The 17,550-nt window shown below is 30.4% G+C and carries 18 protein-coding genes and 10 tRNA genes; 3 read left to right on the forward strand and 25 right to left on the reverse strand.

Annotation, left to right across the window (positions count from 1 at the left end; all coding sequences use genetic code 4):
• Window positions 1-3: 3 nt before the first annotated feature.
• From SDAV_RS08785 to SDAV_RS08835, 11 genes are all read right to left on the reverse strand, one after another.
• Window positions 4-79, reverse strand: a tRNA-Asp gene (locus tag SDAV_RS08785).
• A 2-nt stretch (window positions 80-81) separates the two neighbouring features.
• Window positions 82-156 (reverse strand) — tRNA-Met (locus SDAV_RS08790).
• A 50-nt stretch (window positions 157-206) separates the two neighbouring features.
• Window positions 207-299, reverse strand: a tRNA-Ser gene (locus SDAV_RS08795).
• A 32-nt stretch (window positions 300-331) separates the two neighbouring features.
• A tRNA-Ile gene (locus SDAV_RS08800) sits at window positions 332-408 on the reverse strand.
• Between the two features lies 1 nt (window position 409).
• Window positions 410-486: transfer RNA gene (locus SDAV_RS08805), tRNA-Met, on the reverse strand.
• 31 nt (window positions 487-517) lie between these two features.
• A tRNA-Ala gene (locus SDAV_RS08810) sits at window positions 518-593 on the reverse strand.
• A gap of 16 nt (window positions 594-609) precedes the next feature.
• Window positions 610-686 (reverse strand) — tRNA-Pro (locus SDAV_RS08815).
• A gap of 23 nt (window positions 687-709) precedes the next feature.
• Window positions 710-786, reverse strand: a tRNA-Arg gene (locus SDAV_RS08820).
• 41 nt (window positions 787-827) lie between these two features.
• Window positions 828-903: transfer RNA gene (locus SDAV_RS08825), tRNA-Cys, on the reverse strand.
• Between the two features lie 90 nt (window positions 904-993).
• Window positions 994-2,613, reverse strand: a complete 1,620-nt coding sequence (locus SDAV_RS08830; protein WP_114565599.1) for a DAK2 domain-containing protein — start codon at window positions 2,611-2,613, stop codon at window positions 994-996.
• Between the two features lie 111 nt (window positions 2,614-2,724).
• On the reverse strand, window positions 2,725-3,063 hold the full coding sequence (locus tag SDAV_RS08835; protein WP_114565311.1) for an Asp23/Gls24 family envelope stress response protein: 339 nt from the start codon (window positions 3,061-3,063) through the stop codon (window positions 2,725-2,727).
• A 484-nt stretch (window positions 3,064-3,547) separates the two neighbouring features.
• Between SDAV_RS08835 and rpmB the strand changes: the two genes are divergently transcribed.
• Window positions 3,548-3,745 (forward strand): 50S ribosomal protein L28, encoded by a 198-nt coding sequence (gene rpmB, locus SDAV_RS08845; protein ID WP_114565312.1) that lies wholly within the window; start codon window positions 3,548-3,550, stop codon window positions 3,743-3,745.
• A 107-nt stretch (window positions 3,746-3,852) separates the two neighbouring features.
• Window positions 3,853-3,937: transfer RNA gene (locus SDAV_RS08850), tRNA-Leu, on the forward strand.
• Window positions 3,938-3,991: 54 nt separating this feature from the next.
• Here the strand turns inward: SDAV_RS08850 and SDAV_RS08855 are convergent.
• From SDAV_RS08855 to SDAV_RS08890, 8 genes are all read right to left on the reverse strand, one after another.
• Complete coding sequence (locus tag SDAV_RS08855; RefSeq protein WP_114565313.1) at window positions 3,992-4,600, reverse strand: thiamine diphosphokinase; 609 nt, start codon at window positions 4,598-4,600, stop codon at window positions 3,992-3,994.
• Window positions 4,587-5,267: a ribulose-phosphate 3-epimerase gene (gene rpe / locus SDAV_RS08860; RefSeq protein ID WP_114565314.1), complete on the reverse strand. Its 681-nt coding sequence runs from the start codon at window positions 5,265-5,267 to the stop codon at window positions 4,587-4,589. The genes SDAV_RS08855 and rpe overlap by 14 nt, the downstream gene beginning before the upstream one ends.
• A gap of 12 nt (window positions 5,268-5,279) precedes the next feature.
• Entirely contained in the window at window positions 5,280-6,149 is an 870-nt protein-coding gene (gene rsgA, locus SDAV_RS08865) for a ribosome small subunit-dependent GTPase A (protein WP_114565315.1), read from the reverse strand.
• 6 nt (window positions 6,150-6,155) lie between these two features.
• Window positions 6,156-7,169, reverse strand: coding sequence for a protein kinase domain-containing protein (locus SDAV_RS08870; protein WP_114565316.1), 1,014 nt, complete (start codon window positions 7,167-7,169; stop codon window positions 6,156-6,158).
• Window positions 7,170-7,262: 93 nt separating this feature from the next.
• Complete coding sequence (locus tag SDAV_RS08875; RefSeq protein ID WP_114565317.1) at window positions 7,263-8,024, reverse strand: PP2C family protein-serine/threonine phosphatase; 762 nt, start codon at window positions 8,022-8,024, stop codon at window positions 7,263-7,265.
• 2 nt (window positions 8,025-8,026) lie between these two features.
• Window positions 8,027-9,064 (reverse strand): 23S rRNA (adenine(2503)-C(2))-methyltransferase RlmN, encoded by a 1,038-nt coding sequence (gene rlmN, locus SDAV_RS08880; protein WP_114565318.1) that lies wholly within the window; start codon window positions 9,062-9,064, stop codon window positions 8,027-8,029.
• Window positions 9,065-9,176: 112 nt separating this feature from the next.
• Window positions 9,177-11,258: a PTS transporter subunit EIIC gene (locus SDAV_RS08885; RefSeq protein ID WP_114565319.1), complete on the reverse strand. Its 2,082-nt coding sequence runs from the start codon at window positions 11,256-11,258 to the stop codon at window positions 9,177-9,179.
• A 134-nt stretch (window positions 11,259-11,392) separates the two neighbouring features.
• Window positions 11,393-11,641, reverse strand: a complete 249-nt coding sequence (locus SDAV_RS08890; RefSeq protein ID WP_114565320.1) for a hypothetical protein — start codon at window positions 11,639-11,641, stop codon at window positions 11,393-11,395.
• Window positions 11,642-11,878: 237 nt separating this feature from the next.
• On the opposite strand from SDAV_RS08890, the gene SDAV_RS08895 reads away from it, so the two are divergent.
• On the forward strand, window positions 11,879-12,730 hold the full coding sequence (locus tag SDAV_RS08895) for a MurR/RpiR family transcriptional regulator (RefSeq protein WP_114565321.1): 852 nt from the start codon (window positions 11,879-11,881) through the stop codon (window positions 12,728-12,730).
• Here SDAV_RS08895 and SDAV_RS13510 read toward each other — a convergent pair.
• The 6 genes from SDAV_RS13510 to SDAV_RS13525 all read right to left on the reverse strand — a co-directional run bounded on the left by SDAV_RS13510 (window position 12,727) and on the right by SDAV_RS13525 (window position 17,444).
• Window positions 12,727-13,032 (reverse strand): ATP-binding cassette domain-containing protein, encoded by a 306-nt coding sequence (locus tag SDAV_RS13510; RefSeq protein WP_245938361.1) that lies wholly within the window; start codon window positions 13,030-13,032, stop codon window positions 12,727-12,729. The two genes, SDAV_RS08895 and SDAV_RS13510, sit on opposite strands and share 4 nt — an antisense overlap.
• A gap of 8 nt (window positions 13,033-13,040) precedes the next feature.
• A complete protein-coding gene (locus SDAV_RS13515; RefSeq protein WP_245938362.1) occupies window positions 13,041-13,436 on the reverse strand; it encodes an ATP-binding cassette domain-containing protein in 396 nt (131 codons plus the stop codon).
• A gap of 317 nt (window positions 13,437-13,753) precedes the next feature.
• Entirely contained in the window at window positions 13,754-14,686 is a 933-nt protein-coding gene (gene pfkB / locus SDAV_RS08905; protein ID WP_114565322.1) for a 1-phosphofructokinase, read from the reverse strand.
• A gap of 70 nt (window positions 14,687-14,756) precedes the next feature.
• Complete coding sequence (locus SDAV_RS08910) at window positions 14,757-16,811, reverse strand: fructose-specific PTS transporter subunit EIIC (protein ID WP_114565323.1); 2,055 nt, start codon at window positions 16,809-16,811, stop codon at window positions 14,757-14,759.
• 129 nt (window positions 16,812-16,940) lie between these two features.
• On the reverse strand, window positions 16,941-17,309 hold the full coding sequence (locus tag SDAV_RS13520) for a sugar phosphate isomerase family (protein WP_281268870.1): 369 nt from the start codon (window positions 17,307-17,309) through the stop codon (window positions 16,941-16,943).
• Window positions 17,310-17,312: 3 nt separating this feature from the next.
• Entirely contained in the window at window positions 17,313-17,444 is a 132-nt protein-coding gene (locus tag SDAV_RS13525) for a DeoR family transcriptional regulator (protein WP_245938364.1), read from the reverse strand.
• Window positions 17,445-17,550: the final 106 nt, after the last annotated feature.

A 17,550-nucleotide genomic window follows, 5' to 3' on the forward strand; every position in this document is an offset into this window, starting at 1 on the left:
GATTGGCGGTCTTGACGGGACTTGAACCCGCGATCTCCTCTGTGACAGAGAGGCATGATAACCACTTCACTACAAGACCATTGGTTGCGGGGGCAGGACTTGAACCTGCGACCTTTGGGTTATGAGCCCAACGAGCTACCACTGCTCCACCCCACAATTTTAATACTATCATAACTTAACTTTTAATTGCAAGTTTTTTTAAAAAATGGCGGAAGATGAGGGATTCGAACCCCCGCACGGCTTTCACCGCCTGTCGGTTTTCAAGACCGATCCCTTCAACCAGACTTGGGTAATCTTCCAAAAAATGGTCGGAAAGCAACTAAATAATAAATGGTGGACCCTACTGGACTTGAACCAGTGACCATCCGGTTATGAGCCGGATGCTCTAACCAACTGAGCTAAGGGTCCATGGTAGCGAGAAAGAGACTTGAACTCTTGACCTCCCGGGTATGAGCCGAGCGCTCTAACCAGCTGAGCTATCCCGCCATATCAAGTTTAATTGCTTTACTAAAGTTAATGGTGGACCCGAACGGGATCGAACCGTCGACCCCCTGCGTGCAAGGCAGGTGCTCTCCCAGCTGAGCTACGGGCCCAAAATAGTATAAAAAATGGTCGGAAAGACAGGATTCGAACCTGCGACCCCTCGGTCCCAAACCGAGTGCTCTACCAAGCTAAGCTACTTTCCGAAAAAAAATAACATTTAAATAAATGGCGCGCCCAGAAGGATTCGAACCCTCAACCTTTTGATCCGTAGTCAAACGATCTATCCAATTGATCTATGGGCGCATAAGAAATAAAGCAGTATTTAAATGTTGATCAGATTTAAATGGAGGCACTAGTCGGATTCGAACCGACGATCGGGGAGTTGCAGTCCCATGCCTTAGCCACCTTGGCTATAGTGCCATAAAATCTAAACCCCTAATATATTATCATATTCATAATTCATTTCAAGATAAATAAATAAAAAACTTAAATTCATTCTATTATTTTTATTTATTCTACAGCAATTAAAAACGGGTATAATGTTTGATCACCATCAATAAATTCATATTCAACATCAAAATTTTCATCTAAATATTTTCGAATTGCATTAATATCACGTGTTTCTGCTTCTTCACCAGCAAAAATTGTAACAATTTCTGTTGATTTTGTAATTGCTCGGTCAAACAAGCATTTCATTGTTCGTGATAAGGTTGGAAATGAACAAATAATTTTTTTATTCATAATTCCCATATATTCTCCTTTGTTAATTTTAACACCATCAATTGAAGTTGTTTTTGCTGAAACAGTAATTGACAAGCTTGTCACATTTTTAAGACTTGCTTTTAATGTTGAATAAATCTTTTTCGGTGTCTCTCCCGGTTCAAATGATAAAGCTGCTACCATTCCTTCTTGAATTGATGTTGTTGGCACAACATAGACATTGGACTTACTTTCAACTTTTGCTGCTTGTTGCGCTGCTAAAATTGCGTTACTATTGTTTGGTAAAATAAAGACATCAACCGCATCAACTGCTTCAATTGCACTTAAATAATCATCCGTTGATGGATTCATTGATGCTCCACCATTAACTGTAAATTGAATATTTAAATCAGTTTTGAAAAAATTAGCAATGCCATTTGATGGTGTGACAGCAATAATAGCGGCCAGATTTTTCAATTGCCGATCAATTTTAATTGTTTTAACATGTTTGGCTGCTTGTAAATTCATATTTTCAATTTTAATATTCTTAAACTCACCATGTTGTTGTAAAAAAGTTAAAATATAACCAGGAAGTAAAGTATGAACATGAACTTTTAAAATATCATTATCAACAACTGCAACAATTGATTTTCCACCTTGATCTTCTAATGTTTGGCGAATTTGCATTACATTAATTTTATTAATATGCTTATGATCTAACATTACAATTGCTTCAGTACAATAACCAAATTCTTCATTTTGTAAATCCATAACAACATTTTCACCAGTATTTTCAACCTGTTTTTTTCGTTGTGGCACAATTTTTCCTGTTTTTCAATATTCTGTAATGCCTTCAAATATTTTTACTAAACCAAAACCACCTGAATCAACAACACCAACTTCTTTTAAAACTGGCAGTAACTCCGGAGTATGATTCAATGACTCAGTTGCAAAATCAACAATTTTTTGGAATAACTCTGGAACAGAAATTTCTTTTTCTAATGTTGAAACATGTTCAGCGGTTTCACGAATTACAGTTAAAATTGTTCCTTCAACCGGTTTCATTACCGCTTTATAAGCAACCTCATTTGCTTGTGAAATCCCTGCTTTAACTGAATCAAAATTTAATTCATCAAATTCTTTTAAACCATTGGCAAAACCACGAAAGATCTGTGACAAAATAACACCTGAATTACCACGAGCTCCCATAATTAAGCCGCGTGCAAAAACATCAGCAACCTTACTAATTGACTCCGAATTGAGTTCATTAATTTCCTTAACAGCATTAGTCATCGTTAAATTCATATTTGTTCCCGTATCGCCATCAGGAACTGGAAAAACATTTAATTTATCAATTTCTGGATAAAAATTATATAAATTATTATAACCGCTGATCAGTGAATCTTTAAAAGATTTTGCATTAAATTCCATTTCTATCACCTTTAAATTTTTCATCAATTAATTTCCCTTTTTTAGTTCTCCTAAGTGATATAACTGTAAATCTTGCATCATTCAAATATCTCATTTTAATAAATTTACTACCTAAATTAATAAGTCTTGAATATTTACATTCACATAAATCATAATATCGTTTGAATAAATATCCAGTTTTTCTAATTCATATTTAATCCTAATTTGTATTTCTCGGGCAATATCTTTAATATTTACTCCTTCTAGCAAAATAATAAAGATATCTATATAAAAATTACGACCATCTTGTCTCAATTTAATTGACTGTGAGTAATCTTTAAGTAGCATTATCACATTATCTTCATTATTTTCAGTATCATCAACCTTTGCGAATCCAGCGACCCCAGGAACTGTAATTACTGCTGCATGAACTAAATCTGCAATTTTAGCTACATTAATTTTTTCAATCATAAAAATCACCACTAAACTAAATTAACATTACTAATTATAACTAGAAAATATAATAAAGCAATAAATTTATTATATTTTATTAATTAAATTGTTAACTTTTCGTTGTATTTCCCATTTAAAATTATTTAAAAAAATCATCAATATTTGTTAACATATGACTAGGACTAACAAGTTTTTCTAATGTCTTCTCTTCCGCTAATATTAATTCTTGATATTTTAAAACAAAGTCTTTTGTATTAATTTCTTTTTTTCTGAAACATTTTTAATTTTAATACATTCATTAATATCCTCTCAAGAAAATCCATGTTGTACTCTTAAAGAAGCTATTGATAAAGATGGATGACACTCTTAACAATAGTTTTATCCATTTTTTAATTTAAATTTAGCAAAAACTAAAGGTTTTCATAAAAATTATATTTATACTTGCTTTTAATTTAAAAATTAGTTATCATTTTATAGTATGTAGATATAAAGGAGTGAAATTATGGCAAGAAAATGTGAAATTACTGGTAAAAGCGCTTTATCAGGAAACAAACGTTCACACGCGTTAAATGCAACTCGTCGTAAATGAAATGTTAATTTACAAAAAGTAAGCATTGTTGTTGATGGTGAAGTTAAAACATTACGTGTTGCAACAAGAACTTTAAAAACATTAAAGCGTAAAGGTCAAATTGCGCAATAAATAAAGTTCAAGGACACATTCACAAAATAATAAAAAAAGGAAGCATAAATTTTAAAATTTATGCTTCCTTTTTCTCTAAAATACGATAAAATTAAAAAGGTTCAAATGCCCATGTGGCGGAATTGGCAGACGCAGTAGACTCAAAATCTACCGAAGAAATTCGTATCGGTTCGAGCCCGATCATGGGTACCAAATTTTAAAGCAAAAAATAATCGGTTTTAAAAACCGATTATTTTTTACTATAATTTATTTACTATAAATTGCAACAACTTGTCCTGTTAAAACATCAATATTCCCGACTGACGTAACAAATTCATTACTAACTGCATTAGGCGATAATTCTGATAATTTTAATTGGTTAGCATTATATTTTAAATTACTAATTGTCACAGTTGCTGTTTGCAAACTAAATAATGAAAAATAACGATAACCTGCTTTTTGATAAACTTCATTCATTCCTGGTTTTAATAAATAAGCATAAGTATTATCATTCATAAAAATAATATTATAGCGATAAATAAAGTTAAAACAACTCAACTTCATATCAAAGCGATTACCTTGCGCAATAAAAATAATTTCTTGTGGTTTTAATTTTAAAGCTTCTTGTAAGGCTAATTCACCATCAATATAATCTTTAATTTGGGAAACTATTAATAACTCTTTTGCTTTACTAGTAATTAGTTTTGCTTCTGTTGTTGTTAAACTATCCTGGTCACAACAAAAAAGATCAAAAGTATCAAAAGTTTTAATTAAATCTAAGGCACCTCGTTCCACACCAATTTTATAATAATCTTGATACTGCTGTAAATCTAAATTTGTTTCTGAACAAACAATTAAAACTTTATTTGCTTTCATCTGCTAATAATCCTTTCAACCTTGCTGCTAAATCAACGTGGCCAAATAAATAACTACCCGCCACTAACACATCAACCCCATATTGTTTACAAAGGGTTGCAGTTTCAGCATTAATTCCCCCATCAACTTCAATTAGTGTTTTGCCATTATTTTGTTCAAGATAATGTCGTAAAATTTTAATCTTTGCTGCTGCTGGTGGAATAAAAGCTTGACCACCAAAACCAGGTTCTACTGTCATTACTAAGACTAAGTCAAGACGATTTAAATACGGGTAAATAATTTCAACTGGAGTTGATGGTTTAATTGCTAACCCAATTTTTATGTTTAATTTTGTTCGTAAACTTAAAAATTCAGTTAATTGTGGTTCAGTTAATGCTTCATAATGCAAAGTAATTCCTGATGCACCTGCTTTAATAAAGGGCAGCAAGTAATTTTCAACACTACTATTTTTAATTTTAACCATTAAGTGACAATCAAGATATAAATCGCTATAACTAGTAATATTAGCTAAAATCTTTGGACCAAAAGTTAAATTTGGTACAAAATCACCATCCATTACATCAAAATGAATTCATTGAGCACCTGCTTTCTTAATTGCTGCTAACTCTTCTTGTAGGATTAAATAATTTGCACTTAAAACACTTGGTGCAACAAAATATTTTTTCATCATTACCTCTTTCTATTGTTCTTGCATAATGCGAACATAATCATTATAAAAAAATTGTGGAATAACATCTACTTGAACTAATGCTTTTATTTTGCAATGTGGCTCATGTAAATGCAAGCAAGTTCGAAACTTACACTCATTAGCATATTGATTAAATAAATGATAAGAGCGGGCTAATCCTCCTTTTTCATAATCTTTTAAATCAAATGTTGAAAAACCTGGTGTATCAGCAATCATTCCATCTAATAACTCATATAATGCACTAGCTGTCGTTGTATGTTTTCCGCGGCCTAATGCTTTAGAAATTTCTTGCGTTTTAATTATCTCTTCTTGTAATAGAGTATTTAGAGTTGATGATTTCCCACTACCAGTTTGCCCAGTTAACACTGTGATTTTATTCTGAAAAAGTTGTTCAAATTGTTGTCATACTTTTTTATCATCTTTTTTATTACTAATAAAATAAACTTCATAACCTAACTTTGGATATCAGTTAAAATATTTTTGATAAAGTTCATCTGTTTTCACTAAATCTTTTTTAGTAAAAACAATAACTGGTTTTAAACTTTTGTATTCAATAAATGCTAAATATTTATTTAATAAATATGAATTAAAAGCCGGTTCTGCTATTGCTGTAATAATAATAACTTGATCAACATTAGCAATTCGTGGCCGGTATAATTCATTTTTACGCTGTTCAATTTGATAAATAATTCCTTGCTTGTCATTTTGAATTTCAAATTGAACATAATCACCAACAACTGGTTTAATTTCTTGATGACGAAATAATCCTTTTGCTTTGCAAGCATAAATTTGATGGTCAATATCATTTTTAACATAACAAAACTCGCTAACAATGCGAATAATCATTCCTGTTTGGTGCATATTATTCTACCCTGGTAAAAACAAGCAAAGACAAACTAAGGCAATAATGAAACAAACTAGTAAGAAACTAAATCATCAAGCAACCTTAATTCTTAAAAATCATGGATAAGAATAATACCGATCATAAAGCTTACACTGCTTACCTTTTACTTCAAACATATTTGATAACTTTAAAGGTTTTTCAGGGCGATGTTCTGATGTTTCAATTGCTTGTAAACTAGTATTAAAATCTACTACTGTCTGAAACCGCTCACTAGGATCTTTCGCAATTGCTTTTAAAATAACATTTTCTAAACTTTGTGGGATTAAGGGATTTACTAACCGTGGTCGTAGTGGCAATTCTTTAACATGTTTAACTGCAACAAAAGTTGGATTTTTTCCAACAAAAGGAGCCATCCCAACCGCTAACTCATATAACATAATGCCTAAAGCATAAATATCACTGCGTTTTGTTGCTGGTTTTGATTGAATAATTTCTGGTGCCATATATTTTGATGTTCCAATGATTTTGCCACATTCTAAATCTTCACTATTTTCTAAAATTGCAACCCCAAAATCAGCAACCTTGATTTTACCATCATATGAAATCAAAATATTTTCTGGTTTAATATCACGATGAATAATATCATTATGATGAGCTTCCGTAATAGCTAAATTAATTTCATCAAAAAAATATAATAATTCTTTAACAGTGCAAGGACCTAATGTTAGTAAACGATCTTTCAAAGTATAACCTTTAACTAATTCCAAAACTAAACAATGACGATCATACGCCTGAAATGAACCATAAACTTTAACCACATTATTATGGGAAAACTGCGCAATTGAATTATATTCTTTATTAAAACGTTCTACTGCTTCTTTATTTTTTGATAATGTTAATGTCATAATTTTAATTGCAACATACCGCTTTAATAACATATCATATCCTTCAAAAACTTCAGCCATACCACCATCTGCAATTTTAGCTAAAACCTGATAACGATTGTGTAACACTGTTCCAATTGTGATTTGTTCCATTTTCTGCATCCTTTTACCTTATTATTTTAACTTGTAAACATCATAACACAAAAAACTAAGAAGAAAAAAACAACAAATAAAAATAACAGTGATTTAATCTGTTATTTCAAAAACAATTCCGGTTAAATTATCAGTTGATAGATTTTCTAATGCCCGATCAATTAAAATTTTAACCTTATCGTTTAATTTATTTGCTGATTTTAATGTTTCAATTAAATCAATTTCATCAACATAATCATGAATTCCATCGGTGGTTAATAAATACTGTCCTTTAATATCTTCAATAACATAAGTATCAATTTTTAAATTCTTTGTTGGTCCTAAAGCACTTGTTAATACTTTTCAAAAAGTATGCATATTATATTGTTTTTTATATTGACCTTGAAATTCTAATTCTTGTTTTTCTCGATATTCTGTTGAATTTTCCATATTTTGGTCAGTAGTAATTTGATAAATTTTATCATGATGTAATTTATATAACCGTGAATCACCAATATTAATAACATATACTTTTCCATTAGCAATTAAGGCAGCAACAACTGTTGTTCCCATATCACTTGTATCGGGATAAATTTGAGCATAAGTAACCATTTCCTGTTGAATTGCTAAAATTGTTTGACGAAACCATTTATTAATTTCTTCATCGGACAAATGATTAAAATTTGTCCGTTTAAAATGTTCCACCAAACTATCAGCAGCCATTTTACTGGCAACTTCGCCATGTTGATGACCACCCATCCCATCACAAACAATGGCAATATAATTGTTAAAACTATTATTGGCAAAATCAAAGTAATCTTGATTACTACTACGATAAGCACCAATATCAGTTTTGTATCCAAACCGTATTTGCATAATTATTTTCTAATAATCCCTTCATTTTTAGCTCGTAATTGACCACAAGCAGCATCAATATCGTGTCCAAATTCACGACGAACAATACAATTAATTTTTTGCTGTTGTAAAGTTTCAAAAAATTGATTAATTTTTGTACTGCGTTGATAACCATTTTCTGCAACTGTATTATAAGGAATTAAATTAACATAAGCATTTAATCCTCGAATTAACTTTGCTAATTCTAATGCTGTTTCACGACTATCATTAACATTCTCAATTAAAATATACTCAAAAGTAACACGCCGATTAGTTAACTCAATATAATAACGAACTGCATCCATTAATTTTTCTACTGGATAAGCTTTATTAATTGGCATTAATTGATTACGAATCGTATTATTTGGAGCATGTAATGAAATTGCTAAATTAACTTGGGTCTTTAATTCTGCAAATTGTTTAATTTTTGGAACTAAACCACAAGTAGAAATTGTAATATGGCGCGCACCAATTTGATAACCTTTTAAGTCATTAATAATGTTGACAAACCTAAGCGTATTATCAAAATTATCAAATGGTTCGCCAATTCCCATTACAACAACATGGCTTACACGTTCATTTGTTGTTGCTAAATAACGATTAACCATCATAACTTGTTGAACAATTTCGGCAGTTGATAAATTCCGGTTTTTTTTTAATAGTCCTGAGGCACAAAAAGTGCACGCCATATTACAACCAACTTGTGTTGTAACACAAACAGAATTACCATAACTTTGAGGCATTAAAACTGTTTCAATTTTATAACCATCTGATAACTGAAACAAAAACTTTACTGTTCCATCTTTTGACTTTTGTTCAACAACAATTTTTAATGGCTCAATCGTATAGTATTCTTGTAATTTATTACGATCAGTTTTAGAAATATTTGTCATTTCATCAAAAGAATATATTTTTTTGACATATATTCAATCAAAGATTTGTTCTGCTAAATACTTCTTAAAACCATGCGCAACTAAATCTAATTGTAATTCCTCTTTTCGATATCCAAAAATTGATGTCATTATTTTTCACTCCATTTTTATATACTATAATTTTATCACAAAATAGCATTTGTTAAAATAGACAAAAAAAACATTAATTAAAAAATTAATGTTTTTTTATATCTATTTAATATTAACCCTGCTTTGAATTTAAATTCGCTGTCTCTTTATTATTACGCATTTCAGCTAATAATTCACGCATATAAGGTTTAATTACTTCTTGTTCTCCACCATAAATAATTTGAACCGATTGACCACGAATAAGCATTCCGGTACTGCCACCTAATCCTTTAATTCCATCTTGATTGACAATTTTACTATCAACAACTGTAATTCGTAAACGTGATGCACATGAATCAACTGCCGTAATATTATCAGCACCACCTAAAAATTCAATAATTTTACGTGCCTTTTCTCTTTTTGCCGCATCACCCTTTGCTGGTGCTGATGAAGTTGTTTCATTAGTACCTTTTTTTGCTTTAAAATCAGCTTTAGTATATAGTTTTGTGATACCATCACGACCAGGAATTTGAACTTTCCCATATTTAATTGCGAAGTAGAAAGCTGCAAAATAAATTCCAATATATGGAATTCCAACTGCAAGAATTCAATAGAAGTTTGTTCCTTTTCCACCAACAAATGGAATAATACCAAAGACAATAAAGTCAATAAATCCACCTGAAACAGTCATTGATGTATGCACATGTAATAATCCCATTAACATAAATGAAATTGCACATAATGGCATATGAACACCATAAAATAACCATGGTGCTACAAATAAGAAAGTAAATTCAATTGGTTCTGTAATTCCTGTTAAGAAGCAAGTAAAGGCTGCTGAAAAGTAAATTCCCATTACTTGTTTTTGATTTTCTTTTGGAACACTAAAGTACATTCCTGCTGCTGCTGCTGGTAATCCAAACATCATAAATGGGAACTTCCCAGTTTGGAATCGCCCTAAATTTAACCCCATATGTTGAACCATTGTAAAGGTAATTTTTGGATCAGCAATAACTTTATACATAATTGTTTGATCACCAACTGCTGCTATTGTTGAAGCATTTAGTTCTGATACTCAACTAGTAATTGCTGCTTGTGCTGCTCCAACTGTAATTGTACTTAAATCAATATTAGCATCAATATAACCAGCTCCTTGTAAATCTTTAAGAAAAGCCATATAACTTAAAGGGTCTTTTGAAACATTAGCGATTAAATCTGCCATACTTCCGCCGGCTTGTGTTCATCATAATGGTGAATAAAACACATGATGTAACCCAAATGGCACTAATGATCGCTCAAAAATCTCAAAGATTAAAGAATCTAACCCTACTGGTAATTTTCCTGAGTTATTTCCAAATCATGCTAGCCCAGTTCCAATTAATGGTCAAATAATCATAAAAATAAAAGCTAATGGAATTACTGCCATAAACATAATAATTGGAACTAATTTTGTCCCACTAAAAAAACTTAACGCTGAAGGTAATTGTGTTTTATGAAAACGATTATAAGCGAAAGCCGCAATCGCTCCAACAAAAATCCCTCCAAAAACACCAGTATTTAATGAATTAATTCCTAAATTAGAAGTTAATAATTTATTTTGAACTGCTCATGTTTGACCAGTGTAAAATAACAAGTTAAATTGATCAGTTACTCGTGCTGAACTAACAATTGTGACAGTAACATTCCCTTTGACTAATTCTTTATAAATATCACTGGTTCTCATTCATTTTAATAATTGTTCACCCGTTAGTAAAGTTGGGCTGGCTGATGTTACACCATCAACAGTTAATCCCATAATTGGTGAAGCACCACCCTCAATATTAACAACATATTGAATATGAGCATATGCCTCATTTAATAATGACAACTGAATTGCATTAAAAACTAAAAACCCGACCACTGAAGTCAATGCTGCTACTCCAGCATCCTCCGTATAGGCCATTGCAACAGAAACACAAAATAATACTGGCAAATTACCAAAGGCAATATCTCCCATTTTATTTAAAAAATTTCCAAAGTATCAAGCTGCTGAAGCAGGATCAACTTTTGATGAAATAGTCGCACCAACTCCTAAGAAGATTCCAGCAATTGGTAACAACGCAATTGGTAACAGAAATGCTTTACTTAATTTACTTAAAGTCCCCATTGTCCTTTGATTTGATTTTTTTCATCAAGCCTTTGTCATAAAAGGTTTAAGCTTGGCTTTCTCACTCATTTTTGATTTCTCCTTTTAAAATAATAAATTAATATTTCCTAAATAATTATAGAATTTAACTAACTTAAAGTTAGGTAATTACTACAAAGTAAAGTTCTTTTTTTTTTTTTTTTTAAAAAAAAATAATGATAATTTTATAAAACCAATAAAAAAAGAGCGGAAATACTAATAACATAACAAAAAAAAGCACTATATAACGCAATATTACGTTTAATATAATTTCATAAATCTAAATTTTTATTGTTTTTAGCATAATAATCTCCGCTATTAGCTAATCGTTTCTTTTGGAAAATTCAAATAATTAACAATATTGTCCCCACAATAATTCCAAAAATTAAAATTGATAAATAGGTAATATGTTGTGGCGATAAACTTAACATCATTGTCTTTTTTTACTCTTTCTATTAAAATAACTTTCTTACATTTGGGATTTTTATATAAATTTTCATTATTTTATAGTTATATTATAGAATAATTTTGTTTAAAATATGCATAATTTGCATTTTTTATTAAATTAACAAATTATTTTCCACTTTATTATTCGCATAATATGTTGTAAAATAGAATTAGTTGATATTATGAAAATAATTTTCATGGTGAGGTTGATGAAAGGAGTTTCTATGTTGTCTGTGTTAACATATGATAAAAATACTTTGACTGATACTGAACTATCAGTTATTGAACAAATTATTCAAAATCCTGTTCTATTTACTAGTAAAACAATAACCGAATTAGCAAAAGCTTACTATGTTAGTGAATCAACTATTACCCGAATGGCAAAACACTTAGGATTTAAAAATATTAAAGAATTACAAATGCATATTTATGAACGATTAAATTTTCTAAACAAAAATTACGAAACTAATGAAACCATGAATTTAAAAGATATCGCTAACAATATGCGTGTCTATTATTCTTATAGTATCCATGAAACAATTGACAATATTGATTTAGAAGTCTTAGACCGCCTAATTAATGATATTGTTATTAAAAAGCGAATTTTCGCCTTTGGCATTGGTGCATCTTTTCTTGCTTGCCGGGTGTTACATAGTAACCTTAATATGATTGGTTATAACTGTTATACAACAGAAAACATTCATTCGTTAATGGTTACTCTTTCAAATGCCGAACCCGATGATTTAATTATTATTTTTAGTAAATCAGGAAAGACAAATGAAGTTGTTAATATTATTAATTTAGCAAATAAGCTGAACATTGATGTGGCTTTAGTTACTAATAATCCTAACATTGATAAATTATATAAAATTAAACATAAAATTTTATTTGAAGTTCATACAAAAGAAAATGAGCGTTTTCCAGCATTATCTTCTAAAATTGTTCAAATTTTAATATCTGATATCATTTTTCAAAGTTTATTAAAAATTCATCCAAATTTGGAAAATAAGATTAACGCAACTAACGCAATTACCGAAGAATACAATCAAAGTGCTAATAAAAATAAATGCTCTTAATTAAAAGAGTCTTTATTTTGTTCATTTTCAAACATCTCTTTTGTATAGTTAAAGACACTACCATACTTTTGAATAATATCAGTTACTGCTAAATCAGCTTTAATTTTTCCTGCTGATAAATAGATAACCCGCTCACAAAAACGTTGAATTTCTTCCATATTGTGTGATACGAGCAAAATTGCTCGTTGATTAGTAATAATATTTTGTTCTAAAAATTGAAAAATAGTTTCTTTAACTACAATATCTAAGCCAGTTGAAACTTCATCCAAAATTACTAATTGTGGCTGATGAATAACTGACAATAAAATGTTTAACCACTGTTGCTGACCTCCTGATAATTTAACAATCTTTTTTTAGCAACTTCTGTTAACTGATAAGTGCTAATTAATTGTTTAATTTCATCCTGCTGGAAAGATAACTGAAATACTTTAAAATAATATTTAATCATATCCATTATTGTTAACCCAGGGGGATATTGGGAATTTTGAAACTGCATTCCAATGGTTAAATTTGGTTGATAAATAATTTCACTATTATTAGGCTTTCGGACACCAGCAATAATCTCGCTTAATGTTGTTTTACCACTTCCATTAGCACCAATTAAACCAATTTTTTCATGTTGATGGATTATTAAATTAACATCTTTTAAAACAAATTTTTGATGGTATTTTTTGCTAATAGCTTTGGCTTCTAAGATAATTGCCATAAAATCCTCCTATTTTAAAGTAAATTCTTCCTTATTTTACCATTAAGGAAAAGATTTTCATTTTAACTTTATCGTAAATAAAGCGTAATTTGCCAAACTATACCATTTTCAAGAAAAAAGATTCCATTTTATACTCTCCAAAGAAGTATTATAATTGATCTTAGGAAAGTAAAATTCTCAATTCCAACTATTTTTGGTATCATAAATATTCATTAACAAGATTTAAAAAGATATATTTTGGGAATAAACCATAATTGTAACAGCAATGAACAATATAACATAAAATAAAAAAATGGATATTTAATAATATCATTTTTTTATCTAAAAGTACTAATTTTGATTTGTTGTTTTAAACTTTCCACTAACAATTTGTCAGCAATCCCTTGACTAAATGCTGTCGCTGATCCAGCACAAATACCAGTTAACATTGCTTCTTGATAATCATCTGTTGCTAAATATGCTCCAACAAATCCAGCAACCATTGAATCACCAGCGCCAACTGAATTAATTAATTGTCCTGTTGCAGTATTACCAACATAAACATTTGTTGGAGTAATTAAGATGCTCCCATCCTTACCACTACTAATTAAAACATTCTGTGCCCCTTGTTCTTGCAATCTTTTTCCTAAAGCAACAATTTCTGCTTTTTGAGTAAATTGGTAATTTGTTTCAAATAGTTCATTTAATTCCGCTAAATTTGGTTTAATTAAGAATGGTTTAGCTGATAAAGTTGATAATAAAACATCCTTTGTTGCATCAACAACAAATAAGATTTCATTTTCATCACAGTAAGTACTAATTGTTTGATATAAATCAGATGGACAATTGCGTGGTAATGAACCAGAAATAATTAAACAATCATTTTTGGTTAATTCTGTTTTAAGAATTGTTAACAGTGCAATAACATCATCAGCACTAACATAAAAAGCAAGACCATTTAATTCTGTTTCTTGTTTTATTTCTAAACTTTTAATTTTTATGTTAGTTCGGTTTTTACCATTAACTTCATTAAAACAAGCACCAACCTTTTGCTCTATCAAATAATGTTCAAACATTTCCTTATTATCACGCCCCAAAAAGCCTAATGCTGTAGTTGAATATCCTAAATGTTGCAACATTACGGCAACATTAATTCCTTTGCCACCAATTACTTCATACTCACTAATCGCTTTATTAGTTTCTCCTACCTGGAAATTAGGAACTTCAATAACTTGGTCAATTGCGGGATTTAATGTTAATGTATAAATCATTTTTTCGTACTCCTTCCCTTTTTATTTTAGTATTATAAAAACCCAACTTATTGGGTTTTTACTTTTTAAATTAAATTGCTAAAGTAATTTTATTGTTTTTAACATCATGCATTCTTCAATATCCAAGAATCAAGGCACTAATAAAACTTCCAATAATTAGTGCAATAACTGAAATTAAGACTGCTACTCCAATTGAAGCACCATGATTAGAAATACTAAATCAATTTTTACCATTATCTTGAATTTGCAATAGCGGAAAGACAAAAACCCCCCCGTGCGGTGCTGCTAAGGTTACACCAAAACCACTAACAATTGCACCAGTAATAGCACTTCCAACCATAATTGATGGAATTGTTCGTTTTGAGTCAGCAGCAGCAAATGGAATTGCCCCTTCGGTAATAAAACATGAGGCTAAGAAATAGTTAGTATTTCCTTGCTCAACATCTTTTTTTGTTCAATATTTTTTAAACATTCTTGTACATAGGGCTAATGTTAATGGTGGTACCATTCCTGCTAACATTGCACAAGCCATAAATACTGTTCCCCCATTAGTTGAGCGAATTCTTTCATAAGCTGTTTGTGTAGCATCAATTGTTAAGGTTCCAAAGACATAGGCAGCTTTATTAATTGGTCCACCCATATCAGCAGCCATCATTAAACCAATAATAATTCCAATTAAAGCATTTAAATTATAATCAGCAATTGCTTTTAAACCTAAACTTAAACCGTAGTTTAAATATCCTAGTGGGATATTTAATCCAAACATTAAGACTCCTGCTGCTAAAGCTGTTAGAACAGGGATTAATACAATATCACGAACTCCTCGTAGTGATGGGTGGAACCGAGCAAATCCTTTTTGGCATCCATATACAGCAAAGGCAACAAGATAACCACCAATTAAGGCTCCAAAAAATCCTGAGTTAAAGTTTGAAATTGAATCAGGGAATAATCGCCCTCATGTATTTGCTCATCCCGTTTTATTTTCTGCATCATATAACATTCCAGGAGCATTAGCAATTAATCCTGCTGTCATCCCGGGTAATAATCCTTGTGGTCCCACAATCGAGTAACATACATAAGCACCTAAAATTGGAACCATAATACCAAATATTACTTTTCCTAATCCTGAAAATCATGCAGCAACATCACGAGTTACCCCAAAATCTTTTCCTGTTTTACCTGAATCTAATAAGAAACCAATTCCTAAAATAATTCCTCCAGCAACCACAAATGGTAACATTCGTGAAACTCCTCCTAAGAGGTTTTTTGTTACATATTTAAAGTTTTTTAAACTTAATTCACCAACTTCATCGTTACCACCTTTGCCAATTGTTAAATGTTTATCATTCAAAGCATCTTGAATAACATTAGGGGCATGGTAAATAACATCTTTTGTACTTGTTTCTAAATATGAAACACCCTTAAAACGATCCATTCCCATAATTTTTTTATCAATCCCAAGAATAATTGCTTTTGCATTAGCAATGTCGGTTGCTGTTAAGACATTTTCATTACCGCTACGCCCTTGCGTTTCAACTTTAATTGTTAAGCCCATTGCCTTTGCTGCTTCTTCCATTTTTTCTTTTGCCATATAAGTATGGGCAATTCCAGTTGGACAAGCTGTAATACCAATAACATCATAGTGACCATCGGTTTTCATTTTATCGTGGTCAGTAACTGGTTCAATAAATGCTTTAAGAATATCAGCAAAATTTTTTGCCGCACGAATTTGGGTTACAACTTCACTTTTTCCTAAAAAACCAGCTAATTTTGCTAGTGCTTGTAAATGTTGCTCTCCTCCTTGTTCTGGCGTAGTAATCATAAAAATGATATCAACTGGTTTGTTATCTAAACTTTGTCAATCAACTGCCTTTTCTAATGTCATAATTGCAATTGATGGTTTGGTAACAGTACTGCTTGAACAGTGGGGAATTGCTAAACCATCACCAACCCCCGTTGGACCTTCTGTTTCACGTTTTTCTAAAGCTTTAATTAGCTTTGCTGAATCAGTAACTTTTTCATTGTTAACTAATGCTGTTGCTAATGTTGCAAAGACTTCAGCTTTATCTGTCGCAGAAGTTTTTAAAAAGGTTGTTGCTTCAGTAAAATAATCAATTATTTTCATATTTTTTTATCCTTTCTATGAACTTGTAATAATTTTAACTTCCGAACGAGAAGCGAATTTTACTAATGATTTAATGTTAAATTTTGATAAATCAGCAATAATATAACTTTTTGTTGCTCCTTTAATAACCTATGCTTTAATCATTGCTTCATCTGGGTCGGTCGTATATAAATACTGACCATTAATCCCATTCACGCCTAAAAAAGCACAATCAATTTGATATTTTTGTAAAGTCGTAATGGCTTCTCAACCAATTAATGCTCCTGTTTGGTGTTTATATTTTCCTCCCAAGACATAAACATTATTAAATCCTCCTAAAGCTAATAGTTCTAAATAAAAGATTGAATTAGTAATAATTACTAAATTATCTGCTGGTTGTAATAACTTAATTAATGCTAAGGTTAATGAACCAGCACCCAAATAAAGACACATTTTTGGTTTAATTTTTTTAACCGCATGGCATGCAATTAAATATTTTTCTTCCGCATGCTGTTGGATTTTTTAATTTAATTGTTCTTCTATACGAACCTCATAACTCTTTTGTAATTTAACACCACCATGCACTCGTTTTAATAAACCTTGTTGCTCCATTTCCTTTAAATAACGGCGTAATGTTGTTGGTAATAAATGCAATTATTTAATTAAGTCGTTAACTAATACTAATTGTTGATCATCTAAACAAACTAAAATTTTTTCTAATCGCAATTCTTTTAACATATACTTACCAATTATAATTATA

It is taken from the genome of Spiroplasma phoeniceum P40 (genome assembly GCF_003339775.1).
In the GTDB taxonomy this organism is placed as follows: Bacteria; Bacillota_I; Bacilli_A; order Mycoplasmatales; family Mycoplasmataceae; genus Spiroplasma; species Spiroplasma phoeniceum.